Annotated in this window: 18 protein-coding genes, 1 pseudogene and 1 other annotated feature; of the genes and pseudogenes, 14 read left to right on the top strand and 5 right to left on the bottom strand. The window is 58.5% G+C overall.

Annotated features, from left to right (window positions below):
* The first annotated feature begins 12 nt into the window (after nt 1-12).
* The 10 genes and pseudogenes from B0G83_RS34090 to B0G83_RS34045 all read left to right on the top strand — a co-directional run bounded on the left by B0G83_RS34090 (nt 13) and on the right by B0G83_RS34045 (nt 13,751).
* Entirely contained in the window at nt 13-4,668 is a 4,656-nt protein-coding gene (locus B0G83_RS34090; protein WP_105511716.1) for an RHS repeat-associated core domain-containing protein, read from the top strand.
* Nucleotides 4,669-4,846: 178 nt separating this feature from the next.
* On the top strand, nt 4,847-5,395 hold the full coding sequence (locus B0G83_RS34085) for a hypothetical protein (protein WP_105511715.1): 549 nt from the start codon (nt 4,847-4,849) through the stop codon (nt 5,393-5,395).
* Between the two features lie 27 nt (nt 5,396-5,422).
* Nucleotides 5,423-5,710, top strand: coding sequence for a PAAR domain-containing protein (locus B0G83_RS34080; protein WP_105511714.1), 288 nt, complete (start codon nt 5,423-5,425; stop codon nt 5,708-5,710).
* A 181-nt stretch (nt 5,711-5,891) separates the two neighbouring features.
* Entirely contained in the window at nt 5,892-8,573 is a 2,682-nt protein-coding gene (locus B0G83_RS34075; RefSeq protein WP_105511713.1) for a type VI secretion system Vgr family protein, read from the top strand.
* Nucleotides 8,574-8,575: 2 nt separating this feature from the next.
* Entirely contained in the window at nt 8,576-10,009 is a 1,434-nt protein-coding gene (locus tag B0G83_RS34070; RefSeq protein WP_105511712.1) for a hypothetical protein, read from the top strand.
* A gap of 2 nt (nt 10,010-10,011) precedes the next feature.
* A complete protein-coding gene (locus tag B0G83_RS34065; protein ID WP_105511711.1) occupies nt 10,012-10,764 on the top strand; it encodes a hypothetical protein in 753 nt (250 codons plus the stop codon).
* 189 nt (nt 10,765-10,953) lie between these two features.
* Nucleotides 10,954-11,673, top strand: a complete 720-nt coding sequence (locus B0G83_RS34060; protein ID WP_258168442.1) for a hypothetical protein — start codon at nt 10,954-10,956, stop codon at nt 11,671-11,673.
* A 51-nt stretch (nt 11,674-11,724) separates the two neighbouring features.
* Nucleotides 11,725-12,717: pseudogene (locus B0G83_RS34055) on the top strand (IS3 family transposase); the annotation flags it as partial.
* Nucleotides 11,760-11,876 (top strand) — a sequence feature (AL1L pseudoknot). It overlaps the preceding pseudogene by 117 nt.
* 83 nt (nt 12,718-12,800) lie before the next feature.
* A complete protein-coding gene (locus B0G83_RS34050; RefSeq protein WP_105511709.1) occupies nt 12,801-13,442 on the top strand; it encodes a hypothetical protein in 642 nt (213 codons plus the stop codon).
* A 129-nt stretch (nt 13,443-13,571) separates the two neighbouring features.
* Entirely contained in the window at nt 13,572-13,751 is a 180-nt protein-coding gene (locus B0G83_RS34045) for a hypothetical protein (protein ID WP_105511708.1), read from the top strand.
* Between the two features lie 210 nt (nt 13,752-13,961).
* Here the strand turns inward: B0G83_RS34045 and B0G83_RS39630 are convergent, their stop codons facing one another.
* From B0G83_RS39630 to B0G83_RS34030, 3 genes are all read right to left on the bottom strand, one after another.
* Nucleotides 13,962-14,192, bottom strand: a complete 231-nt coding sequence (locus B0G83_RS39630; RefSeq protein WP_374954965.1) for an ElyC/SanA/YdcF family protein — start codon at nt 14,190-14,192, stop codon at nt 13,962-13,964.
* Nucleotides 14,193-14,346: 154 nt separating this feature from the next.
* Nucleotides 14,347-15,720 carry a reverse transcriptase family protein gene (locus B0G83_RS34035; protein ID WP_105511706.1) on the bottom strand — a complete coding sequence of 458 codons (1,374 nt, stop codon included), beginning with the start codon at nt 15,718-15,720 and terminating at the stop codon, nt 14,347-14,349.
* Nucleotides 15,721-16,319: 599 nt separating this feature from the next.
* Nucleotides 16,320-17,186: a GyrI-like domain-containing protein gene (locus B0G83_RS34030; protein ID WP_105511705.1), complete on the bottom strand. Its 867-nt coding sequence runs from the start codon at nt 17,184-17,186 to the stop codon at nt 16,320-16,322.
* 239 nt (nt 17,187-17,425) lie between these two features.
* Here B0G83_RS34030 and eat point away from each other — a divergent pair, with 239 nt between their 5' ends.
* From eat to eutC, 3 genes are read left to right on the top strand one after another with little or no spacing between them, the layout of a single operon-like run.
* Entirely contained in the window at nt 17,426-18,829 is a 1,404-nt protein-coding gene (gene eat, locus B0G83_RS34025) for an ethanolamine permease (protein WP_105511704.1), read from the top strand.
* A 43-nt stretch (nt 18,830-18,872) separates the two neighbouring features.
* Complete coding sequence (locus B0G83_RS34020; protein ID WP_105511703.1) at nt 18,873-20,267, top strand: ethanolamine ammonia-lyase subunit EutB; 1,395 nt, start codon at nt 18,873-18,875, stop codon at nt 20,265-20,267.
* Nucleotides 20,264-21,070, top strand: coding sequence for an ethanolamine ammonia-lyase subunit EutC (gene eutC / locus B0G83_RS34015; protein WP_105511702.1), 807 nt, complete (start codon nt 20,264-20,266; stop codon nt 21,068-21,070). Before B0G83_RS34020 ends, eutC begins: the two co-directional genes overlap by 4 nt.
* A gap of 5 nt (nt 21,071-21,075) precedes the next feature.
* On the opposite strand, the gene B0G83_RS34010 is transcribed toward eutC, so the two are convergent.
* Nucleotides 21,076-21,471, bottom strand: a complete 396-nt coding sequence (locus B0G83_RS34010) for a DUF779 domain-containing protein (RefSeq protein ID WP_105511701.1) — start codon at nt 21,469-21,471, stop codon at nt 21,076-21,078.
* Between the two features lie 64 nt (nt 21,472-21,535).
* Entirely contained in the window at nt 21,536-23,056 is a 1,521-nt protein-coding gene (gene adh / locus B0G83_RS34005) for an aldehyde dehydrogenase (protein ID WP_105511700.1), read from the bottom strand.
* A 336-nt stretch (nt 23,057-23,392) separates the two neighbouring features.
* Between adh and B0G83_RS34000 the strand changes: the two genes are divergently transcribed.
* The gene (locus B0G83_RS34000) at nt 23,393-24,436 is read left to right on the top strand and encodes a helix-turn-helix domain-containing protein (protein WP_105511699.1); all 1,044 of its coding nucleotides are present in this window, start codon (nt 23,393-23,395) and stop codon (nt 24,434-24,436) included.
* Nucleotides 24,437-24,477 lie beyond the last annotated feature (41 nt).

Genomic DNA, 24,477 nt, shown 5'->3' with positions numbered 1-24,477 from the left:
GATCTGATCAGTATGAGCGCAGCCTCCGCCCCGACTACCGGCGTCGTCAAAACCGAAGTGGCCATCGCCCCGCTTGTCACCATCGTCAAAGAGGATGCGGGATCTGCGCTCGAACAATTCGACGCGTGGCTGAAAAGTGCCAGTGACGGCTACATCACGCTCGAACGCGTCGAGCAACTCGCCAACGCGGTGCCTGTCGTGTCGAACATCCTCTCGGCGATCGACGTCGTGATGGATATCAAGCGGCTGATCGAGGTAGAAGCACGAGACCTATTCGACTATCTGAATCTGGGTATAGATCTGATCGGCGTGATTCCGTTGCCGCCGGTCATGGGCGAATTCCGCATGGGCGCCCGCCCGATGCTCAAGCTCGCTCGTGAGGAATTGATGAAGAGCGGCAGGTCGATCGCGGAAGCCGGTGGCCAGATGATCTCCGACGCGATCATCTCCGTTCTCGTCGCGCATCTTAGTACCAAGTTCGCTGGCGAGATCGATGCGTTCGTCAAGGAAGTTCAGGCCAAGCTCGCGGAATTGCTGGATGCTTGTGCCGATCACGCGCGCCAACTGTTGGAAGGGCTGGCTCAAATTTTCGAGGGCGCGGCATCGGGTCGCCTGTTCGATACCACGGGTAACCTCCACGCTGCAGACTTGCATATGCAGCAGGCCAGTGCAGGATTCGCGGCTCACGACGCGCGCAAAGTCGCCGATAGCATCTGGTCGTACCTGAAGGACGGAACGAAAGTTTTCGTTAAGGACGCGGCCAATCTGGCGACTCGCGTAGCAAACGAAGTCTCACCGTCGACAAAAGGACGGCTGCAGCAGATGGCGGTGGATGCGCGTCACGCGATTCCGTTCGTCACCCAGAAAATCAAAGGACTGAACAGTTCGGATGTCGGTGGCCTGATGTGGTTGCTGAACGCGCTAAGCCAGTCTGTCGCCGTATGGCGAGCAAAGCAGACACATCGGAACGCCCAGCGCGTGGGTATCAAGGAAGCCGGCAAGTCGAGCGCGGAACGTCGACGAGCCGATGGTCAGTTGGAGACGGTCAGCTCTCAGGCAAATGCACAGCATCCGGGCCCGAACGATTGCAAGAATTGCCCGAAAGTCAGTAACGGCAAACATTCCGTGGGTTATGCACTTGGCGACGAGCGTATCGATCACGAAGATTTTATTCTGCCTGGTGCAGTTCCGATCGTCTGGCGCCGGACCTACCGTTCCTTCCTCGATGCATACGATCGGAGCGAACTCGGCGCGCGCTGGATTACGCCCTACACGACTCGAGTTGATATTCACGAAGCAAAACTTGTTTATCACGATCCGACTGGGCGCAGTCTCGACTATCCGTTGCTTGGTGCGGGTGCAACGCACGAGGATCTGAACGAAAACATCACGCTCGCGCGACTCGACGAGCAATGGCTGACGTTGACGCGTGGCCATGAGGTGCTTGAAGCGTACGAGAAACGTGGCAACGCGTTCCGGCTGGCGTTCGTTAAACGTCGTTCGGGCGGCCAGATCACGCTCGACTACGATGCCGAACATCGTCTCACGCGTGTCGTCTCGGAACAGGCGATAGTCGCCTTCTCGCACGATGCGCGTGGACGTCTGATCGAAGCGAATTATTTCGACCCTGAAGGTGAATACGTCGGTCAGCTTGCGCGCTACGTCTACGACGAACACGGCGATCTTGTCACCGCGACCGACCGCTACGGCAACCGGCGCGAGTATACGTACCAGCATCATCTCGTCACGCGCTATACCGACCGAACCGGCCGCGGCATCAATCTCGAATGGAGCGGTGTCGAGCCGAAGGCGAAATGTGTCCGCGAATACGCCGATGACGGCAGCGATGAAATCCGCCTTTCCTGGCATCCGGATATCCGTCTGGTATCCGTCACCGATGCACTTGGCCATGTCTCCCGTCACTATTTTGACATCAACGGCTACACGTACCGGATCATTCATCCTGACAACGGAGAAGAATGGTTTTACCGCGATGTCAGCCATAATCTGACGCAGCACACCTACCCTGACGGCGGTGTCGATCAATTCAGTTATGACGACCGCGGCAATCCGCTCGAGCAGCGGCGAGCGGACGGCAGCGTCGTACACATGGAATACGACGCGAAGGACCAGATCACGTCGATTGTCGACGCACACGGTCACCGTTGGCAGCGTGAATATGACGACGCGGGTCATGTCATCACACAGATCGACCCGTTGGGTCACCAGACAGCGTATAGCTACAACAAGCAAGGCTTACCCGAGACAATCACCGATGCGAAAGGTGGTTCGAAGGTTCTCACCTATGGCCTGAACGGACAGATCGAAAGCTACACCGATTGTTCCGGCAAGAAGACGCAGTGGCGCTATGACGACACGGGTCGTCTGCTTGAAAGCAAAGATCCGATTGGGCGGACGACGACTTATCGCTACGGCGACAACGGTGGCCTGACCGCCATGCAGACGCCTGCCGGCATCGAGAAGTTTGTTTTCGACGCCGAGGGTCGTCTCCTCACGCACACCGACCCACTTGATCGCACGACACGATTTTCCTATGACGCGGCGGGCCGAATTGCACATCGAAGCGACGCGGCGGGACGACTCGTCACGTACCGCCATGATCCGGTTGGACGGCTGATTGCGCTGACGGACCCAAACCAGGCGACCTATCGGTTCAGCCACGATCCCATCGGCCGGATGACTGAAACAGTTGGATTCGACGGCAAGATCACGAGCTACGACTACAATCAGATGGACGGCAAGCTCAAGTCCATCCGGGAAGCGGGTGCCGCTACACGGGTTGCGTATGACAGAGGCGGCCGGCTCCTCTCACGTGCAACAGAGGCTGCGGAAGAACGCCTCGCGTACGATAGTAGCGGCCGTTTAATCGATGCGCAGAACAGCCACAGCCGCGTGCAACTCTTCTTCGATGCCGTCGGCAATCTGGTGCGCGAGCACCACGCTTATCGATTGTTCGGCGAAGAGCGCAGCTATGTATGGCGTCATGATTATGACGAGATCGGCACACGTATCAGAACAGTGCGTCCGGATGGCCACGTGGTGGACTGGCTGACGTATGGATCCGGTCACGTACACGGCATGATGCTCGACGACCGGGAGCTGATCCAGTTTGAACGGGACGATTTGCACCGCGAGACCCAACGGACATTATCGAATCGCATTGAGCAACTGATCCAGTACGAGCCGACAGGACGCATTGCAGCGCAGTCGTTGAAGCGAATTGGAGCGCCGGCGGCGGTGGCTGCGCGCAGCTACCGTTACGATGGCAGTGGGCAACTCCTGCAGGTCGAAGACAGTCGGCAGGGCATCACAACCTATCGATATGATCCGGTCGGTCGGTTGATAGAAGCTGCGGGGCCGCTGGATCGCGAACGGTTCGCTTACGATCCCGCCAGCAATCTGATCGACTTCAGCACCGCCGAGAGCACGCGCGCAGACAGCATGCCGCAGACTACTATGCCTGAGCAGGTATCTCGCGTGCTGGGCAATCTGCTAACGAATTACGCGGGCACGCGATTCGAATACGACGCGCGGGGCAATCTGGTTGCAAAGCAGTCTTCGACGGGTCGTCAACGCTACACATGGGACGAGTTCAACCGACTCGAAACGGCGACGGTCGACGAGGCAACCCGTCAGCACCATGCACGCTATTTCTACGACGCGCTGGGGCGGCGCATCGGTAAGGAAGTCGACGGCGTTCGCACTGTCTTCGGCTGGGACGGCGACGCGCTGGCTTTCGAAACGACTGACGAGTCCAGCATCCATTACCTGTATGAGAAGGACTCGACCGTACCGATCGCGCAGTACATAGCAGATCCGGTCGTCGGGATTCAAACTCCGCAATGGACGTCGACCGACAGGTACGCGCCTGAAGATGATCCGCTGCAGCGATCGCCGCTTGCAACGTCGGCTGCTGTGCACGTTTTCTTCTACCACTGCGATCAGATCGGCACGCCGCAACTGTTGACCGATGAGTCAGGCGAAGTGGTGTGGGGTGCGAAGTACAAAGTTTGGGGTGAGGCGCGCGAAGTGAATGCGCGCGTTTCGGAGGTCGCAAAGATTGCACCTCATAATCCAATCCGCTTTCAGGGGCAGCAGTGGGATGAGGAGACGGGCTATGCGTATAACCGTTTCCGGTACTACGATGCTCAGCATGGCCGGTTTCTCAGCCAGGATCCGATCGGATTGCTGGGCGGCATGAATGTGTATCAATATGCGCCGAACCCGATTTTGTATGTCGATCCGTTGGGGTTGGCAAGGGGAAAGTGCACGATCTACTGGTATAAAACTGATGAATCAACCGGCCACTATAGCGTCAAAACAGTCTCCGGAACGGGTAGTCTGCATACCGAACAGGAGGTGTCGCCCGACTACACTCAAACCGGAATTGCCAAGGTGAGTGCGCTGGACAATCGAGAACCGGCCAACACCGCCACATTCGACATGCCCGATGTCGATGCCGCGCAGAAGTTTCAGCGCGGCAAGATCAGGGACGAGGACGGTGATGGCGCTTATGATGTCGCCAACAATAGTTGTATGACCCATGTCACGGACGTACTCAACGCTGGCGGCGTTCAGGCACCGTCCACGGGTCATCGAGCTTGGGCTTTCCTGACTAAAGCGGGTTTGGGCCCGCGCGCACGATAGATTCTCGTCGAGGTATCCAGAAATGATGTCCCGCGTGCTTTGCCCCCGCCATGGTCTTCAGGCCAATGCTTTGGCCTCACCGAACATCGCTGCCCGCATCAGCGCGAGGGGCCAGTTTGAGGCTGACCAACTCGTCAGAGTGTCATTTGATCGACCGAAGAGAAGCAGAGAGATATGGATGGATCGCAACGAACTTGCGGACCATGCGCATCTGATCACTTACGTGGGGAAAATCGCGCATCTAAAAGACTTTCCAACCATGGCGGCAATCGAGAGGTCGCTGGTTCACGTGTGCGCGCGTTGCATGGACGAATTATTGGTGCGTTCCGGTGAAGAACCGGCCGCCCCTACGTCACTGGAAAGCGCATTCGACACCGCGATGGTCGCCAAAGACGCCAATGTGCCGGAAAGAGATGTTGTCTGCCCTATACACGGGGTTGTGTTTAAGAAAACAACATCTCCGCAGATATCGAGAGCAATCGATTCGCGAGAAGCGAGGCCGAGCAGTCGATTGATCAAAACCGTCCTCGTATCCAGCGAGCGTGAAAGCGTGTTCTGGTTTGATGCCGATTTTTTGCGTAACGTGCTGGGTCCCGAACTCGATCTAACTTCTTCAGCGCTCCGACTAGACGACGCGCGGTTCCGAGAAACGTTAATGGCGAAGTCCACAGCCGTTTGCTCGGTGTGTTTGCACGATCTTCTAATCAGAAACGGCGTCGAAGTCTGAGCAACTTCGTCACTCCCGAGATACCTCATGAAACGATATCTAATTCTAAACGGCGACAAGACGACAGCCAACGGCACCGTCCAGGCCGTGCCGACGTCCATTCAATTGAGCGATAAAGACGTCGCCCACGAAGGGGATCCCGTCGCGTGTCCAGCATGCAACACAACAGGGAAAATTCAATGCGACGGCCCGCGCCAGGTGATGACAGCACCGGACGGAAGGCATGCCGCATTAAACGACGATCTCTGTATTTGCGGTTGCCATCCGCCGCCTCGATTAGTGGCGTCGCAGCAGATGATGTCCACGGACGCGTAACCCTCGATAAGCCACGAAAGCCCCGGGATGCTTTTTTTACCGATTCTAAAATCACCAAGCCAACACTCGAAATAAATTCCGATTTAACATTTATTTCTATTGAATCGATTGCTGTAAACGTCTGATTGTTTGTATTATTGCGCGACAGCGCGGGGGCGCAATTGCATAAATAAGAGGCGGTATGGGGGCACAGGACTTAATTGCGGCGATAAAAGGCGGATTGCTGCAAAGTGACCGTCTGCTGAAACTGGACACGCCATTGGGCGCAAATGTCCTGTTGCCGCAAAGACTGGTGGGCCATTCACGTCTGGGCCGTGATTACGAATTCACGCTGGACACCGTTTCCACCAACGACAATATCGAACTCAAGAAGCTGATTGCCCAGCCCGTCACGCTGTGGATCCAGCAAGCCGACCAGTCGTACGCCCCGCATCACGGTTATGTCCATACAGCGCGCCGTCTGGGCTCGGACAGCGCGCTGACCAGTTATCAGATCGGGTTTGTGTCGTGGATGCATTTCCTGCGTTTCAGAAAAGATGCACGAATCTGGCAGGATAAACCGGCCGATGAAATCATCACCGACGTATTCAATATGCACCCCCAGGCGCAGGGTGCATTCCGCTTTGCTTTACGAAATACCCTACCGCAGCGTTCATTCTGCGTGCAATACGAGGACGACTGGACTTTCTGTCACCGGCTGATGGAAACCGAAGGCCTGTTCGGTTATTTCGAGCAGGCCACGGATGGTAAATCGCACACGCTGGTCATCACGGACGACATCGGCAGCCTCCCGGCACTCTCGCCGCAGGCGGTCGACTTTTACCGCTCAGGCACGAACAGCGAAACCGACGCCTTCGTGCAATGGAGCGGCACGCGCACGCTACAGAGCACGACGCTCACGACCCGCACGTTCGACTACAAGGCTCCGTCGGCACCGGCCAATCCCAAGAGCACGACGATCCCGACGCTCGCCACACAGGGCGAGCTGCCGCAGCAGGCCGAGGTGTACGAGTACACCGGCGCCTACACCTACGGCAAGCAGGACCGTGGCGACCAGCTCGCCAGGGTCCGAATGGAAGAATGGGAATCGCGCGCAAAGCGCTTCCACGGCGTGGGCGCAGTACGCCGCATTGACGCGGGCCGCTGGTTCGAACTGCAGGATCACCCCGACCACAGCACGGGCAGCGAACAGGAGCGCCAGTTCGCGGTCATTGCGCTCGACTGGGTCATCGAGAACAACCTGCCCGTTTCAGGCGGGACGACAGACTTCCCGCACAGCCTGAAAGGCGCGGTCGCCGCAGCGCGTGCCGCACACAGCGCGGACGCCGCGCTGACCGTCAAAGCCAGCGACGGCAGCGAAGGCTTCTTCATGGCCGCCGTCGAGGCGCAACGCAAAACCATCCCGTTCCGCAGTCCGTTCGAGCATCACAAGCCCGAAATGTCGATGCAAACCGCGACCGTTGTCGGTCCGGCGAATGAAGAGGTGTACACGGACCCGCTGAACCGCATCAAAGTCCTGATGCACTGGGATCGTCTCAACGACGGCGATGAAAACGCGTCATGCTGGATGCGGGTCGCGCAGTCCGACACTGGCGGTAGCTATGGCGCGGTGCACGTACCGCGCGTCGGCGAAGAAGTGATCGTGTCGTTCCTCGATAACGACTGCGACAAGCCGATCGTCACCGGTCGCGTGTACAACGGTGCCAAGAAGCCGGACTGGCATTCGAACGGCATCCTGTCGGGCTACAAGTCGAAGGAGTACCAGGGCAGCGGCTACAACCAGATGGTGATGGACGATGCCACCGGCCAGAGCCGCTTGCAGATGTACAGCAGCAGCGCAGACTCCCAACTGCATCTTGGATATCTGATCGCGCAAACAGGCAACTCGCGCGGCGCCTATCTCGGGACCGGTTTCGATCTGAAGTCCGATGCATATGGTGCGGTCCGGGCGGGACAAGGCTTGTATGTGTCGACGCATCCAACGACTGGGACATCAAGCCAGCCTCTCGACGTCCGAGACGCGAGTAATCAGTTGGCCAATTCGGAAAGCGTGATCGAAGCGCTAAGCCAGGCAAGCGAAACCCATCAGGCAGAAACCCTGAAAGACGGTCACGACTCGCTCAAAACTTTTACCGATGCGACACAGAGCAGCGTAGCGGGCGCAACAGGTAGCGGTGGCAATACCGCAGGCGGTGGCACTGGCAATGCCAACGGATTCAAGGAGCCGATCATGCTGTTCGCGACGCCATCGGGCATCGGGATGTCGACGCAACGGTCAGCACACGTCGCCGCGACCGAGCATGTCAACCTCGTCAGCGGCCAGAGCACCCACATCGCAACCGGCAAGTCGCTGCTCGTGAGCGTTGCCGAAAAGATCAGCCTGTTCGCACAGAACGCGGGTATGAAGCTTTTCGCGGCGAAAGGAAAAGTCGAAATCCAGGCGCAAGGCGATAACCTTGAAATCACCGCCCAGAAGTCGCTGAAGTTGCTCTCCGCGACCGAGAAAATCGATGCGGCTGCCAAGCAGGAAATTCTTCTCACGTCGGGTGGCGCATACGTGCGCATTTCCGGCGGCAACATCGAGATTCATGCGCCGGGAAAGATTGACATCAAAGGAGCCCAGCATGCTTTCAGCGGCCCGACGAGTCTCGATCGAACTTACAACGCGGAAGGCAAGAAAGCCGACATGCGCATCCGCTACATGGATGCGGAGGGCAAAGTGCCCGAAGGTGAACCGATCAAGCTGGCGTCGGAGGATGGTGCGCTGCATAACGTCGTTCTCGATGGTGAGGGCAAAGGCGAACTGAAGGGCATCGATTTCGGCAAGTTCGTGGCAGACCAAATCAAGCGAAGTGGAGAATAACAATGGGCGACCGTCCCCTGATCCAACATACCGTGTGCATCGATTTACCGGGTGAACCGGTCGAATGCTGGGCCGAGACTGATATCACCGTTCTGCTACGCAAGCACCGCGACGTGATCTTCGATATTCAGGTGAAAAAGGGTGCAACCTATACCGTCGAAGCAAGTGAGGACTGGATTTACGACGTGGTCAAGAAAAAGCGCGTCAAGCAGGGACAGTTCCAGGACGGTCAGCGTTATCACATCTGGATTAGCAGGGATTTCAAGGGTCACCTACTGCTCAAACTGAACGGCATTGTCCTGCAGCGTTATTCGATGGCTGGTCTGAACCTTGTGGAGGGCAGTTCGGATCCGAAGGCAAAGCCTGCGCCGATTATTCTGACACTGGGGTCGCATCCGAGCGCTGCCGCGGGACACACCGCCTCTACTCCGTTTGCGACGTCGCAGACGGCCGGGAGCATGTTCGGCCAGAGTGCTCCGCTTATCTGTAGTAGCGCTAATCCGGCTGGCGTTGACGGTACATGGTGGAATCCACTGCTACCCCTGAAGCTAACTCCGCCGAGTTCTCCAACTCAGGCTAGCGCGAACTCGCCTGTCGCCGCGCCAGGACACGGGGAAGAGGAGACGGTCGTTCATGTATTCGAGGTGGAACTGTCCACGGCGCCCGCTGAAGTTTGGCATGCATTGGGGAGCGGGGGCGAAGATACCGCAATCGATACAAACAAGGTGGCCACGCGCAACTGGTTGATCGGTCAGTTAGCCGGTGGTACGGCGTTCGCGAAGGATAACTTTGGCGAGTTGCGGGACCTCTGGAACCGAAGTTTCAGGCTGATCAAGATGACCCATCCGAAAGCCGGCGTGAAGACCTACGTCGCATTCAAGGGCAACAGCGCTTTAAGGAAAGTGATTACAGGGACGCGATACGGTGCAAAAAGCTCCAAGATTCTTGCGATCACGGCAGGCACCGGTACGCTCGAGTCGGCGACTGCAGCTTCCTGGGAGGCAACGAAAGGAGCCTTCAAAAAGGCGGGGGGCTTGGCGTTAGTTTTCACCATTGTGCTAGATACGGCAGAGTGGTATCACGACTACGAGCAGAGGGGCCCGGATGGACGCCCAACAAAGGACTTCTTCGACCTCTTCACCAAAATCGGCGTCGATCTCATCGCGGCGGGCCTAACGGCTGCAGTAGCCACCGCCGTAGTTGGACTTGCCACCACGGCACTGCTTGTTACGGGTGCGATCGCGACGGCACCAGTGTGGGCCATTGCCGCCGCGACCGTCGGAGTGACGATTGTCATCGGGTATTTCGTCAACATGGCTGATAACGAATTTCACATAACGAAGCGGCTGGCGGGAGCGCTGAGAAGCGCGGCAAGTTACCTTGAAGAACACTACCCGAAAGATTACGATGGCTATCCTATGATGTTTGTGCCCTGAATATGACGTCGCCCAAAATGCGCAGTGAAGTCTGGAAGCTAATCTTCCGGTCTGTTCCAATCTCGATCGTATTGAACGTCTTCTGTGCAGCAATCACCTTTTTTTTCTACGGCCGCGTTTTCAAAACATCGTTCATGCCGGGACAACTGGCGGTGGCGATGCTTGTTGTTTGCATCGTATTTCCGGTTGTGTTCGGTCTTGCTGATAAGGGAGCATCTCGCCTGCGTTCCGCGGGTCTGGCCGGAATCTTCGCTACTGGGTCGGTCTATTTCACGTTTGGGGTGACCTTCTACTATTTCTATTTCTTGTTCGCGCCGATGCCCGTGATTTTTCATGTGATAGGTGTTGGGGGCGGTTTGGCGTTGACTGCGTACTGGATGACGTTGACCGGACGGGATGTGCGCCAGGCACTCGCAACTTCGAAGTTCGTCGGACAGTCGTTTGAAGACGTGGGCGACGCACTTCACTACAAACTCGCAAATATGGCGAAGCTTGAGGCGTTCATCAAGGCAAGAAGTCCTTCGGGCAAGCTACATATGTGGCTTGTCATGCTTGTCGCACCATTTTCGCTGGTGTTAGGCCGCATTCTCTCCCCATACTTCGGATCACATGGCGCTCTGTTCGTGGGAGCCGTCATCATGTTTCCTGTCTCACTTTGGGTCGCCGGACTGCTGGTAAGGCAATACCTGGTTATGGTTCATTTGCCATTGACGCTTGAGCGTTTGCAGGGCAAGCCCGTTGTCCTGATTGAATAGGTATAGAGTGGGGCAAGTCTACAGAACATGTGTCGGTCACGTACCTGGAACAGCGGGTACACAAGGACCACGATGCCTATCGGGTGAAGTACATGCCGTTTCGGTGTATCTACGGGAAAGTGACCTTCGATGCGGACATTAACATCGACAACGAAGTTGCCGGTAGAACCGAAAGATTTGATCTGGGAGATGACGAAGAGGGCCACACCGGTGAACCTGTTGCTGCCTTTGCTCGGCACCGGTGTTTCGTACGCCGCATATGCTGACGATTTTGCGGTATCCGGATGGCCGTGGAAAATCGGACTACTGGTTACGCTGGTTTGCCTCTTCTTACCGTTGACCGTCTCGATGATGTACCGCCGTTCGAACCTGCTGTGGGTATGCGGTCTGATATTATCGATTGCGACAATTTCCATGTATTTCTTCTTTGGCATATTTGCCTACTTCTACTATTTCGTGTTTGCACCGATGTCATCCGTTTTGCGTTGGCCGGGCCTTCTGGGCGGGATTGCGTTGACGCTGTACTGGGTCGTCATGTCGAGGCAAATGGTGATGCATACGATCACGAAAACCTCTTTCGTCAAACGGGCCTTTGAAGAGAACGCATCTGACTTTCGTTATCGAACCCAAGCCGGAATGGCACAGTTCGAGCGGCTCAATAAAGAGCGTTCGCCGTTTCCAAAAATCTATTCTTATATCGTCTTCGGTATCGCTCCGTTCTATCTGATACTGGATCGGCTACTGTCGTCAAACTTTGGGCCGGACGGCGTGCTGTTCGCCTTGGCGGTGCTGGGTATGCCAGTGTCGCTTTGGTTTGTTGGTCTGCTCGTTCGCATCTATCTCGTGATGGTCAGCTTACCGAGAAAGCTGGAGAGGGAACATCGCAAGCCAGTGTTTGTGGCCGATTAGGGGAACGGGGCCTTCTACTCGAGGTGCCGCGGCGGGCATCTGTTGGGACTGTTGCGTCGTCCCAACGAGATTCTCAAGGTCGCAAGCGCGTTTTTCGCCAAGGCGGAGCTCGACCGCCGTTTCAAGTCCTGAAGGCCTTTGTCGATCAGCATCGCGCCACCTTCGGGGTTGAGCCGATCTGCAAGGTCTTGCGGATTGCCCCGTCGGGCTGCCGACGTCATGCAGCACAGCTTCTCGATCCGTCCAGACTCTGTGCCCGCGCGAAACGCGATGAGATTCTGCAACCCGAGATCAGTCGTGTCTGACAGGCCAACATGCAGGTCTATGGCGTGCCGAAGGTCTAGAAGCAGATGAACCGGGAGGGCATTGCGGTTGCACGCTGCACCGTGGGTCGACTAATGAAACTGCAAGGTCTGCGTGGCGCAGTTCGCGGCAAGCGGATTCGCACCACGATTGCCGACAGGAGCGCACCGCGCCCGCTGGACCGGGTCAACCGGCAATTCGAGGCGCAGCGACCGAATCAGCTCTGAGTGTCGGACTTCACGTACGTTTCAACGTGGCAAGGCTGGTTTACGTGGCGTTCGTGATCGACGTGTTCGCTCGCCGTATCGTTGGCTGGCGAGTCATTTCGTAGATGACCACAGACTTCGTTCTGGATGCACTTGAACAGGCGCTGTATGCGCGGCAACCAGGCGAGGACGGGACGTTGATACACCATTCCGACCAAGGGTTCCCAATACGGTCAGCATTCGCTACAGCGAACGTTTGGTCGAAGCTGGCATCGAGCCTGCGGTCGGCAGTCGTGGCGACAAGTACGACAACGCGCTGGCTGAAACGATCAACGGCCTGTACAAGACGGAACTGATTCATCGGCGTGCCCCATGGAAAACGCGGGAATCCGTCGAGCTTGCCACGTTGGAATGGGTGACCTGGTACAACCATCATCGATTGATGGAGCCGCTGAGCTATATCCCGCCCGCTGAAGCTGAGGCAAACTACCATGAGCAACTAAGAAGCATCGTTGACGTGCCCGCATTAACTTAAACCAGCGGGCCTCCACGATTCCCGGTGCGATTCAAACCTTATACGATGGATCTTTACGGCTGCTCTCAACTCTCATACGTCGCATGCAAAACTTCACGCACCAGCTATCTAACGCTCGCTCGTACCTCAAGGCTCAATTGGCCCCGTTCAACCGCTCATTTTTTTGGGCCGCAATCGTACCGATAGAGGGATTGAGGGTTGCATTTTGGTGGGCGGCACCGGCTACGGTCGCCGTGTTGTTTATCATACGCTTCAAAAACCAACTACCCGCTAGTTATCTGGAAGCCGCTATTTCTGATGGAATAGGTCCACATATATGGAACGTGGTGGGTATGCTCGGTTTAGTACTTTTCGGTCTAGCAGTGCTGTTCCCGAAGATCAAATTTATTGCTACCGGGGCATATCAAGTTTTGATCAACACTTACGGGATGGGTGGTTTAGCCATCGGCCTTTTGATCGGAAAAATTGGAGCTCAGCTGCCGTCTTCACTGTCAAAACTCGAGTTGTGGACGGCTTGGCTCACTGGCACCGGCATCGCTCTACTTATGCTCGAACTGTTCGTGCTCAATTTTTCACTTTGGTGCTTCGCAAGCTTGATGCGATCAACAAACGAGGATGACGGATTTCTACGCCATGTAGGAAGCATCGATCTGCGGTTACGCCTACTCGCATTCATCTTGCTGTCTATATTGCCTCCCGTAGTGTTTCTTGTACGCGGACACTAGATATCGGAGCATCTAGCATGATCGCCGGGTCAGCACAGCGCTCGTTCGACACGCACCTCGACCTACTAGACGAAGATAGTGTCGCATCATTGACGTAGATCCACCCGCCTTTCCGGCCCGGTCCTCATCTTGGAAAATCAAGCCGACGACGCGCTGAAGGACGAGTACCTCCATGCTGCAAAGCATAAGGAGCAGGAGCGTTGGCGCGATGCTGAAAGAAGCGGCGAACATACACGGGAATCGATGCTCTTCGTGGCACGCTCGATTGCACGGAATGCAACGTTTCGCCGTCGCACAGACGAATTTTGAGTGTGGATATCGCCGTAGCGCGGGTAGTCGTTGTCCGTGAGGAATCGACATCTTACGATTCTGCGCCGTCTGCCCACTTCGGTTCAGGAATCATCGACACATATGGCCAAGGTGGTTCGCGTAGCAGTCGGCCCACGCTTGAGCCTTCGTTCGCCGGTAAGGTATTTCCTTGGACAGCTAGTTTGTTCGCCACTGCTCTTCGCTGTCGCATTAATCATGGTGCTTTAATGCGTTTTCGATTGTACGAAAGCTAGGAACTCTCAGGCTGACGAGATCACGCTTCATGGCGAGCGCTTCATCGGTGCCGTGTTTGTCGATGCCGCCATTCAACACGATCTCGCGACACGGCCCTTTCTCGTAGCACAGACGCGCCTCGTCAAGTCGCGCTGCTAGCCGCGACGACGTGCTGGCGTCCACATGAACCTTGTTACCATAGACGATGGCGAGATCGGTTTGCTGAGGTCTCGACAGCAGGCCGGAGGAAACAATGATCTGCGTCGCAAGCAGCTAGACGCCAGCGACCCATCTAATTATCGTAGTCAAGTCGGGAAGTACTCGCGTGGCCGGCGGGATTAGGAGCTTGCAACCACTGATTTCAGGCATTCGGTTCACGCACTACCGGCCCATCTTCACCCCGCTCCCAAACAATCCGCTCGAATATCGCCATCAATTTCGCACCTCTCCCCGCATTCAGCATCGTCAGATGCGCGACACGTCCCGCGAGATGCGCCCGAAAATCCGCATGCGCCTCACGGTTCTGCGACTCCGGCCCATGCCTCACACAATTGGTGAGAATCGCCTTCAGCGTATCGAACGTTGGCCGCGCGAGATTCGGATGGCGATTCACCACCACCCCGGCCAGATGTTGCCGTGCCCCACGACGCATTAAGCGCGTCTTCCTGAAGTTAAGCGAAAAGCCTTCTTCGATCGCAATCGCTGCAACGCGGATCGATAAGCGCTCGGCAATTCGTGCGAGATCTTCATCGCCGGAAAAGGCGAGATCGTCGGCATAGCGCGTGTAAGTCGCACCGACGGATCGCGCGAGCCCCGCAAGCCGAAGGTCGAGTCGATAGGCGCACAGGTTCGCCAACGCAGGCGAGGTCGGCGCGCCTTGCGGCAAATGTCGGTTCCGGTAGCGCTGCCGCTCAAGCCAATCGATCCGCTCACGCACGTCGGCTTCAAGCAGGCGACCACTCGGCACACGGTTGGTACACAACGCGGTCAGTGAGCGAGCAACTGCCAATGGATAACCAAAATCACGAAACGCTGAGTAAACGCGACCGGCATGAACCGACGCAAAAAAATCCGTCAGATCGAAGCGAATCACCACCGCTTTCGCCGCATGAGGCGAAGCGAAGCTCAGCGTATTCCTGCCGCGCCGGAACCCATGCGCCGCATCGTGTACCGGAATGCGGTCGAGCAAGCCATGCAGCACCTTCCGCTGCACAGTCCGCAAACGCGATTTCGGAATTTCGATGATTCGGCATCGACCGTCGCGCTTCTCGATCGCCTTGTACGAATAGTGGTGCAGTGGTGTTGCCGCGGCGTGAGACGGTGCCCGCCAGCGATCCGCGAACCAGTCCAGTTCCTCCGGCTCGACTTCCAGCCAGTCGGCCAGATCCGCAAGCGTGGGCAACTGGGGCAACGTGACGCCGTGCAACCAAGGCGGCGCCTGGCGCTGAACCGGCGGTCGCGTCAGCACACGCACCACGCGCGGACGGTTTTCACTCTGCCACGCGGCGACGAACAGCGCATGTTCGGCAATCACCGCCGACAGTTCATGACGACCGACGCTATCCCACCGCTTGCCGAATCGTCGCGAAATTCGCCGCGCCAATCCGCTCATCCAGTCGGCCGGCGCACCCAACGCGAGCGTCATCCGCTCGACGATCGACGCGGGCTGAGCGGGACCGGCCAGCATGGCGTCGGCAATCGCATTGGCAACGTACTGCAGGTAAGAGGAAGGCATAGAGAAGAGGGGCGGGCCGACCAGTCAACGCGTCTTGTGCTGCGTGAGCCGTGTTGCGCAAAGCGCAAGTGACGCTCATGCGACGAACTGCGGAGATCATGCTAATCCACGGGGTAGCCCCGTGGTGCCTGGAACGTAGGCTGCCCGAACTCAGGCGTGCTTGACCAGCCGTCCCGCGAGCCGACAATAAGCGAGCGGGCCGCGCCTTGTCAACGTCGAGGCATCGCCCAAAAACCCTTCAACTTATCCACAGCCCCTTCTGGACAACCTTTGTAAAAGCCATCGGACACGTTGTGGGCGAAACCTTGATAAAGATGCCGCGACGCTGTGCCGCCCAAAAGTTTTCCCAGGCTCCGCCAGGCTGTCCGCTCACGCTCCGCAGGGTTATGGATTCCGCAGCGCGTTGATCCGTAAACGAAGTTTCAAGTTATCCACAGCGGGATGCGAGGCTTGTTAACTATTACTACGTATACATATACAAAGACTATAAAAACCAGAGAGGTCGCCGCGAAGCGCGCTGCACAAGCAAGCACGAAGCAGGCAAAGCAACGGCAAACCGCCACGCAATAGCAGTGCAACGGCAATGCAATCGCGGCGCCTCAAACCAGCGGTAAACAGATCTCGGTAATCAGATCCGCAGGCGCCGTCTCCTTCGGGCTGTTCAGATATTCCTCGAACACCGGTGCATCCGCCGCTTCGCGCCCGGACTGCACGAGCCACGTCCCGTACAGCCATTCATACGCAGCACGCATATCGCTATACGGGCCCTGGTGCCGCAGCACCGCGTACTCACCGCCCTTCACATGCGCGATCGAAGCCGGTGGGCTCACCGTCACCGAAGCCTGAACCGGATGCGGTAACAACACGCCGGCCTTCGAACGCAATGCGTTTTCGTCGACCACGCCGGGGTCGTCGTAGTAAATCCCGATCATGCGCATCTCTCCGGCTAGCAGATTGTGTTGCGACAGCCAGCCGAATAGCGCATCGAACGCTTTGCCGATCTGCATATACGGTCCTACATGATCGATCGACAACACATCCATTGGCTCCACGTGTCGAATCGTGACTTCGCGCAGGGTCATTTGATTGTCTCCAGAAAGTGCCGGACGAAACCGGCTATGCGTGCCTTGCTTGCGATACTGCGCCGGCGGCACGCCGAACGCCGCGCGAAACGTGCGCGAGAAAGATTGCAAACTGCTATAGCCGGCGCGCTCAGCAATCTCGGTGATCGGCATTGAACCGTTCGCGAGAAAACCGCCCGCGCGATGCAGGCGCAAACGTCGCACCGTCGTCGCGACCGTCTCGCCATACATGGCCTGATAAATCCGATGCCAGTGATATGGCGACAAACACGCGATTTCCGCGAGTCGATCGATATCGAGCGGTTCGTCGAGGTGGTCGTAAATATGATCGAGCACGCGGCCGAGCCGGGTTTCGTAGCGCGCCCGATGGGCTGATTCGTTCATAACGACGCCAAAAATGAAATGGGCTGGTTGAATGCCTATGAAAGTACCACGAGCCCATTTACCAAATCCTGCGGACTTCACCGTTCGCCTGCGGAGAGCGCCCGCAGACGACCACCTAGAACTTTGCCGAATTTCGATAACACCTCGAATAATGGCTCACTACCATCGGTTGAAACCTGTCCGCCCATGCACCGCAAAGCCTTGCGGCGTCGAGCAAGCGGCCATATCAGGGAGCTCCGATGAAATCAGAATCCAACAGTCAGCACGTCGGCAAAGTCACCCATCACGAGTTGAAGCAGACGCTCGGCACGTGGCAACTGTGGGGCATTGCGGTCGGCCTCGTGATCTCCGGCGAATATTTCGGCTGGAGTTACGGCTGGGCAAGCGCCGGTACGCTCGGGTTCGTCATCACGGCGGTGTTCATTGCCGCGATGTATACGACTTTCATTTTCAGTTTCACCGAACTCACCACGTCGATTCCGCACGCTGGCGGCCCGTTCGCCTACGCGCGTCATGCGTTCGGCTCGACTGGCGGTTATCTGGCGGGAGCCGCCACGCTGGTCGAATTCGTGTTTGCGCCGCCGGCCATTGCGCTGGCGATCGGCGCGTATCTGCACGTGCAGTTTCCCGGGCTCGAGCCGAAACATGCCGCGATGGGCGCGTATCTCGTCTTCATGGCGTTGAATATCGTCGGCGTGCAGATCGCCGCGGCGTTCGAGCTGTGCGTGACCCTGCTCGCGATCTTCGAACTACTGGTCTTCATGGGGGTGGTGTCGCCCGGGTTTGAATGGGCGAACTTCACGAAGGGCGGCTGGTCGGGCGCGGATACCTTCAGCATGGGTTCGTTTCACGGCATGTTCGCGGCGATTCCGTTCGCGATCTGGTTTTTCCTCGCGATCGAAGGCGTCGCGATGGCCGCCGAAGAAGCCAAAAACCCGAAGCGTTCCATTCCGATCGCCTACATCATGGGCATTCTGACGCTGGTCGTGCTCGCCATCGGCGTGATGGTGTTTGCCGGTGCGGCCGGTGACTGGACCAAGCTGGCGAACATCAACGACCCCCTGCCGCAAGCCATGAAGTTCATCGTCGGCGAACACAGCGGCTGGATGCATATGCTCGTGTGGCTCGGGCTGTTTGGGCTGGTAGCGTCGTTTCACGGCATCATCCTCGGTTATTCGCGGCAAATTTTCGCGCTGGCTCGCGCGGGCTATCTGCCGGAATGGCTGGCCAAGGTGCATCCGCGTTTCAAGACGCCGCATCGCGCGATCCTGGCGGGCGGCGTGGTCGGCATAGCGGCGATCTACAGCGACGAGCTGATCCAGTTCGGCGGCCAGACGCTGACCGCGAACATCGTGACGATGTCGGTATTTGGCGCTATCGTGATGTATATCATCAGCATGCTGTCGCTGTTCAAGCTGCGCCGTACCGAGCCGGACATGGAGCGCCCGTTCCGCGCGCCGCTGTTTCCGTTCTTTCCGGCGTTTGCACTGGTGGCCGCTGTCATTTGTCTGGCCACGATGGTTTACTTCAATTTCCTGGTGGCGGTCGTGTTCGCCATTTTCCTCGCGCTGGGCTACGTCTACTTTTTGCTGACGCGCCATCAACGCGAAGCGGCGCCGTCAGACGCCCTGCTCGAAGAATGACGGATCGGTCCGCTGCGCAGGCCGCGGCGAGGGAGTCGTAACGATGAGCTACACCGAAACGATCGGCAGCCGCACGTATCGCTTTGCCGATCTGAAGACCTTGATGGCGAAGGCCAGTCCGCAGCGCTCCGGCGACCAGCTCGCGGGCGTGGCGGCGGCGAGCGAGGAAGAGCGCGTCGCCGCCAAGATGGCGCTCGCGCAGGTGCCGCTGAACACGTTTCTCAACGAAGCGCTGATTCCGTACGAGAGCGACGAGGTCACGCGTCTCGTGATCGACGACCACTCGCCGCAAGCCTTCGCCGAGATCTCGCATCTGACGGTGGGCGATTTTCGCAACTGGCTGCTGAGCAGCACGACCGACGCCGACGCGCTCACCCGCATCACGGCGGGACTCACGCCGGAAATGGTCGCGGCGGTCTCGAAGCTGATGCGCAATCAGGATCTGATCGCGGCGGCGCGCAAACGCCCGGTGATTACGCGCTTTCGCAATACGGTGGGCTTACCGGGCCGCATGTCGGTGCGCCTGCAACCGAATCATCCGACCGACGACGTCAAAGGCATCGCTGCCTCGATGCTCGACGGCCTGATGTACGGTTGCGGCGACGCGATGATCGGCATCAATCCGGCCAGCGACAATCTCGCCGCGATCACGAAACTGCTGCTAATGATCGACGACTTCCGCCTGCGCTATCAGGTGCCGACGCAATCTTGCGTGCTGACGCACGTCACCAACACGATCGCCGCCATCGAAAAAGGCGCGCCCGTCGATCTGGTGTTTCAATCGATTGCAGGCACGGAGAAGGCGAACGCGGGCTTCGGTATTTCGCTCACGTTGCTGCAGGAGGCGTATGAAGCGGGGCTATCGCTAAGGCGCGGCACCGTCGGCAATAACCTGATGTACTTTGAAACGGGGCAAGGCAGCGCATTGTCGGCGGACGCGCATTTCGGCGTCGACCAACAGACTTGCGAAGTGCGCGCCTATGCCGTGGCGCGCAAATTCAACCCATTCCTGGTCAATACGGTGGTGGGTTTCATCGGACCGGAGTACCTGTACGACGGTAAACAGATCACGCGCGCCGGACTGGAAGATCACTTCTGCGGCAAGCTGCTCGGCGTGCCGATGGGTTGCGACATCTGCTACACGAACCATGCCGAAGCGGATCAGGACGACATGGACAATCTGCTCACGCTGCTCGGTGTGGCGGGCATCAATTTCATCATGGGCATTCCGGGCGCGGACGACGTGATGCTCAACTATCAAAGCACCTCGTTCCATGACGCGCTGTACGTGCGCGATGTGCTCGGCCTGCGTCGCGCGCCGGAATTCGAGGAATGGCTGGAGTCGATGCAGATCACCGACGCGCGCGGCGCATTGCTGAGCGCATCGCCGCAACAACCGCTGCTGGAAGGGGCGAACGACTGGATGGGAATCGCATGAGCGAGTTCCTCGAAAAGAATCCGTGGAACGCGTTGCGCCAGTTCACCAACGCGCGCATTGCGTTGGGCCGCGCGGGCAACAGTTTGCCGACGGCGCCGCTGCTCGCGTTCAATCTGTCGCATGCGCAAGCGCGCGACGCCGTGCATCATCCGCTCGATGCCGAGGCGCTGCACGAACAGCTGCGCGCGCTGAACTTCACGACGCTAGATGCGCACAGCGCCGCGCCCGATCGCGAGCATTATTTGCGGCGTCCCGATTTGGGGCGACGTTTATCGGAAGAGAGCCGCACAGCGCTTGCGCAGGTGCGGAACGATTCGCCGGAAGTGGTGTTCGTGATCGGCGACGGGCTGTCGGCGTTCGCCGCGGCGAAGCAATCCATTCCGTTGCTACAGGCCGTGTGCGCGAAACTCACCGACTGGAAAATTGGGCCGGTCGTGATTGCGCGCCAGGCGCGGGTCGCGCTCGGCGATGAGATCGGCGAGTTGCTCAATAGCCGGCTGGTGGTCATGTTGATCGGCGAGAGACCCGGACTGAGTTCACCGGACAGTCTCGGTATCTACCTGACCTACGCACCGAAAGTCGGTTGCAGCGACGCGCAGCGCAACTGCATTTCCAACGTGCGTCCCGAAGGACTAGACTACCCGCACGCCGCGCACAAGTTGCACTACCTGCTGACGCACGCAAGACGTTTGGGTCTCACGGGCGTCGGCCTGAAAGACGACAGCGACGCGCTGCTGGAAAGTGCGCCGGCAACGCCCGCCGTTAGCGACAATTCAAATCCATCAGGCACGGCGGCGACGTAAATCCATCACGTATCGGCGCGTTCCACCGGATGCGTTGCCAGCCACGCGTTCTCGGCATCTTCAAAGAGTCGCGAGCGCGTTAAAAACCGCAAGCCGCTGGGGCGTTCCAAAGAAAACATGCCGCCATTGCCCGGCACCGCGTCGATAATCAACTGCGTGTGCTGCCAGTACTCGAATTGCGATTCGCTCATGTAGAACGGCACATTGGCAATCGTGCCGAGTTTCACGTCCGACGAACCGACCATGAACTCGCCTTGCGGAAACATCATCGGTGCACTGCCGTCGCAGCAGCCACCCGATTGATGAAACAGCACGGCGCCATGTTCGGCGCGCAGTTTGTCGATCAACTCGACGGCGGCCGGTGTCGCGACTACGCGGGCCACTTCTTTCTCGTCAACCATCCCATGCCTCGCTGAAAAAAGCGCGAGCCGCGCAAGGCGGCTCGTGCGAACAGGATCGTGAGGCCTAGAAGAAGCCGAGCGGCTTGTCGCTATAGCTGACCAGCAGGTTCTTGGTCTGCTGATAGTGGTCGAGCATCATCTTGTGATTCTCGCGGCCAATGCCCGATTGCTTGTAGCCGCCAAATGCCGCATGCGCCGGATACGCGTGGTAGCAGTTGGTCCACACGCGGCCCGCCTGGATCTGACGGCCGAAGCGATAGGCGCGCGTGCCGTCGCGCGTCCAGACGCCGGCGCCGAGACCGTACAACGTGTCGTTGGCGATCTCGAGCGCTTCTTCTTCGGTCTTGAACGTCGTGACCGACACCACCGGTCCGAAGATTTCCTCCTGGAAGATGCGCATCTTGTTGTGGCCGCGGAACACGGTCGGCTTCACGTAATAGCCTTTGCTCAATTCACCGTCGAGTTGATTGCGCTCGCCACCGATCAAACATTCGGCACCCTCCTGCTTGCCGAGGTCGACATACGACAGGATCTTCTCCAGTTGCTCCTGGGACGCCTGCGCGCCGATCATCGTCTTGCTGTCGAGCGGATGCCCTTGCGTGATCGCCGCGACGCGCTTCAACGCACGTTCCATGAAACGGTCGTAGATCTTCTCGTCGATCAGCACGCGCGACGGACACGTACATACTTCACCCTGATTCAGCGCGAACATCGTGAAGCCTTCGAGCGCCTTGTCGAAATAGCTGTCGTCGGCGTTCATCACGTCGTCGAAGAAAATGTTCGGGCTCTTGCCGCCCAGTTCGAGCGTGACCGGAATGATGTTCTGGCTCGCGTACTGCATGATGAGGCGGCCCGTGGTGGTCTCGCCGGTAAACGCGATCTTGGCGATCCGCTTGTTCGACGCGAGCGGCTTGCCGGCTTCGAGGCCGAAGCCGTTAACCACGTTCAGCACGCCCGCGGGCAGCAGGTCGTGAATCAGTTCGACCAGCACGAGAATCGACGCGGGCGTTTGCTCGGCCGGCTTGAGCACCACGCAATTGCCGGCGGCGAGTGCGGGCGCGAGTTTCCACACGGCCATCAGAATCGGGAAATTCCACGGAATGATCTGGCCGACCACGCCGAGCGGTTCATGAAAGTGATACGCGACCGTGTCGTGATCGATCTCGGAGATCGAGCCTTCCTGTGCGCGCACGGCGCCGGCGAAATAGCGGAAGTGGTCGATCGCGAGCGGAATGTCGGCCGCCATGGTTTCGCGCAGCGGCTTGCCGTTGTCGATCGTTTCGGCGACCGCGAGACGTTGCAGGTTCGCTTCCATCCGGTCGGCAATGCGGTTCAGGATGTTCGAGCGGTCGGTGGTGGAGGTTTTTCCCCAAGCCGTTTTCGCGCGATGCGCGGCGTCGAGCGCAAGTTCGATATCGGCCTCGCGCGAACGCGGGATCGACGTAAACGCCTCGCCGGTGATCGGCGATACGTTGTCGAAGTACTCACCACCCACGGGCTTGACCCATTCGCCGCCGATAAAATTCGCATACTGCTTTTTGTACGGGAATTCGGTGGTCAGAAATTGCATTTCTGCGTGATTCATCTGTGTGCTCCTCACATGGTGAATGTTTGAATGGGCTATATTCGGCGCGATATTTCGCTTGGCCGCGAGAGGCTACAGCCAGAAGTGTGCCAATGCACCGCGCTGGGGATCCGTGCACGCGCAGCAAGCACTCGCGCACGCCGTGCGGCGCGGCGCTGTTCAGGTGGCAAGGCGGGAACGTCCCGTTTCTGATCAGCCTGTGCAAGGCTGTTCAGTAATTGAACAGGAGCGTGGCGCACGCGAAGCCGCTCAGGCAGAGCGGGGCGGCCCGCGAAACCGTTCGGCATGGGAATTGCGTTCCTCTCCCGCTTCGATACCCGTTTACGCAGATCCGGTATGACGATCGACATCCCATCCGATAGCGAGACCCGTGCGATGCTCACACCGCAGCCGAGCTTCCGCGTGCAGACCTGCGTCGCGCACGACGCCGATGAACAGGCGCGCAACCTGCACGGCTGGAACCAGCTCTACGACCAGTTGACTGCGGGCAGTTTCGTCGGCGGCCTGACCGAGTTGTGCCTCGATCACATGCAGGTGTTCGTCGAAACGACCAGCCACACGTTGCGGCAAACCTGCGAGGTGCAAAAAGACGCCTACTGGTTCGGCATTCCGACGTGCCCTGCGGGCTCGGGCCGCATCGACGCGCAAGTGATCGCGGGCGATGCGCTGGCGTTCCGTCCGGGCGGCGTCGAATTTGAACTGCTGACGTCGGCCGGCTACGAGATTTTTGGCGTGGTGGTCAAAGGGGACGTGCTGCGTCGTTACGCGGCGGATGTCGAGCGCGTCGGGCTGGCCGATCATGTGCCGCACACGGAAGTGGTGTCGATCGGCCGGGCACGCAAGGAGCGCTTGTGCGCGTCGCTCCGGCAACTGCTCGACGACGGCGCGGCGCGCGGCACGCCGCTGTCGCCGTTCGCGCGCAACAATCTGCAGGCGTCGGTGCTCGCTTCGCTGTTCGATGTCGGCGCGTTGCCGGCGTCGGAGCCGATGCCGATGCCGGCGCGTCCGCGCCGTCAGTCGATCGTATCGGAAGCGCGCGAGTATCTGCTGGTCAATCGCGACCGGGCGATCAGCGTGCCGGAGTTATGCGAGCGGCTGCATGTGAGCCGGCGCACGCTGCAGTACTGCTTTCAGGATGTGCTGGGAATGGCCCCCGCCACGTATCTCCGCGCGATTCGCCTGAACGGCGCGCGCCGCGATCTTTCCAATGCGGCACGTGAATCACGCTCGGTGCAAGACGTTGCGGCGGCGTGGGGGTTCTGGCATCTAAGCCAGTTCGCGACGGATTACCGCAAGCTGTTCGGTATGCGGCCGTCGGAGACGTTGAAAGCCGCAGTGGGGACACCGGCCGTCGCGGGGAAGCGTTCCTTCGCTCATTGACGGCGAGTGGCGGACGGCGGCGCGTGACGCCTGGAGCGACA

The organism is Paraburkholderia sp. BL21I4N1 (genome assembly GCF_002973525.1).
Classification (GTDB): Bacteria; Pseudomonadota; Gammaproteobacteria; order Burkholderiales; family Burkholderiaceae; genus Paraburkholderia.
Note: the sequence above shows the minus strand (reverse complement) of the source record. Positions and strands in the feature narration are given on the sequence as shown.

Bases quoted from the DNA above. Each gene is read 5' to 3' on its own strand.
- B0G83_RS34090 (WP_105511716.1), top strand. From the start codon at position 13: ATGAGCGCAGCCTCCGCCCCGACTACCGGCGTCGTCAAAACCGAAGTG.
- B0G83_RS34085 (WP_105511715.1), top strand. From the start codon at position 4,847: ATGGATCGCAACGAACTTGCGGACCATGCGCATCTGATCACTTACGTG.
- B0G83_RS34080 (WP_105511714.1), top strand. From the start codon at position 5,423: ATGAAACGATATCTAATTCTAAACGGCGACAAGACGACAGCCAACGGC.
- B0G83_RS34075 (WP_105511713.1), top strand. From the start codon at position 5,892: ATGGGGGCACAGGACTTAATTGCGGCGATAAAAGGCGGATTGCTGCAA.
- B0G83_RS34070 (WP_105511712.1), top strand. From the start codon at position 8,576: ATGGGCGACCGTCCCCTGATCCAACATACCGTGTGCATCGATTTACCG.
- B0G83_RS34065 (WP_105511711.1), top strand. From the start codon at position 10,012: ATGACGTCGCCCAAAATGCGCAGTGAAGTCTGGAAGCTAATCTTCCGG.
- B0G83_RS34060 (WP_258168442.1), top strand. From the start codon at position 10,954: ATGACGAAGAGGGCCACACCGGTGAACCTGTTGCTGCCTTTGCTCGGC.
- B0G83_RS34050 (WP_105511709.1), top strand. From the start codon at position 12,801: ATGCAAAACTTCACGCACCAGCTATCTAACGCTCGCTCGTACCTCAAG.
- B0G83_RS34035 (WP_105511706.1), bottom strand. From the start codon at position 15,720: ATGCCTTCCTCTTACCTGCAGTACGTTGCCAATGCGATTGCCGACGCC.
- B0G83_RS34030 (WP_105511705.1), bottom strand. From the start codon at position 17,186: ATGAACGAATCAGCCCATCGGGCGCGCTACGAAACCCGGCTCGGCCGC.
- eat (WP_105511704.1), top strand. From the start codon at position 17,426: ATGAAATCAGAATCCAACAGTCAGCACGTCGGCAAAGTCACCCATCAC.
- B0G83_RS34020 (WP_105511703.1), top strand. From the start codon at position 18,873: ATGAGCTACACCGAAACGATCGGCAGCCGCACGTATCGCTTTGCCGAT.
- eutC (WP_105511702.1), top strand. From the start codon at position 20,264: ATGAGCGAGTTCCTCGAAAAGAATCCGTGGAACGCGTTGCGCCAGTTC.
- B0G83_RS34010 (WP_105511701.1), bottom strand. From the start codon at position 21,471: ATGGTTGACGAGAAAGAAGTGGCCCGCGTAGTCGCGACACCGGCCGCC.
- adh (WP_105511700.1), bottom strand. From the start codon at position 23,056: ATGAATCACGCAGAAATGCAATTTCTGACCACCGAATTCCCGTACAAA.
- B0G83_RS34000 (WP_105511699.1), top strand. From the start codon at position 23,393: ATGACGATCGACATCCCATCCGATAGCGAGACCCGTGCGATGCTCACA.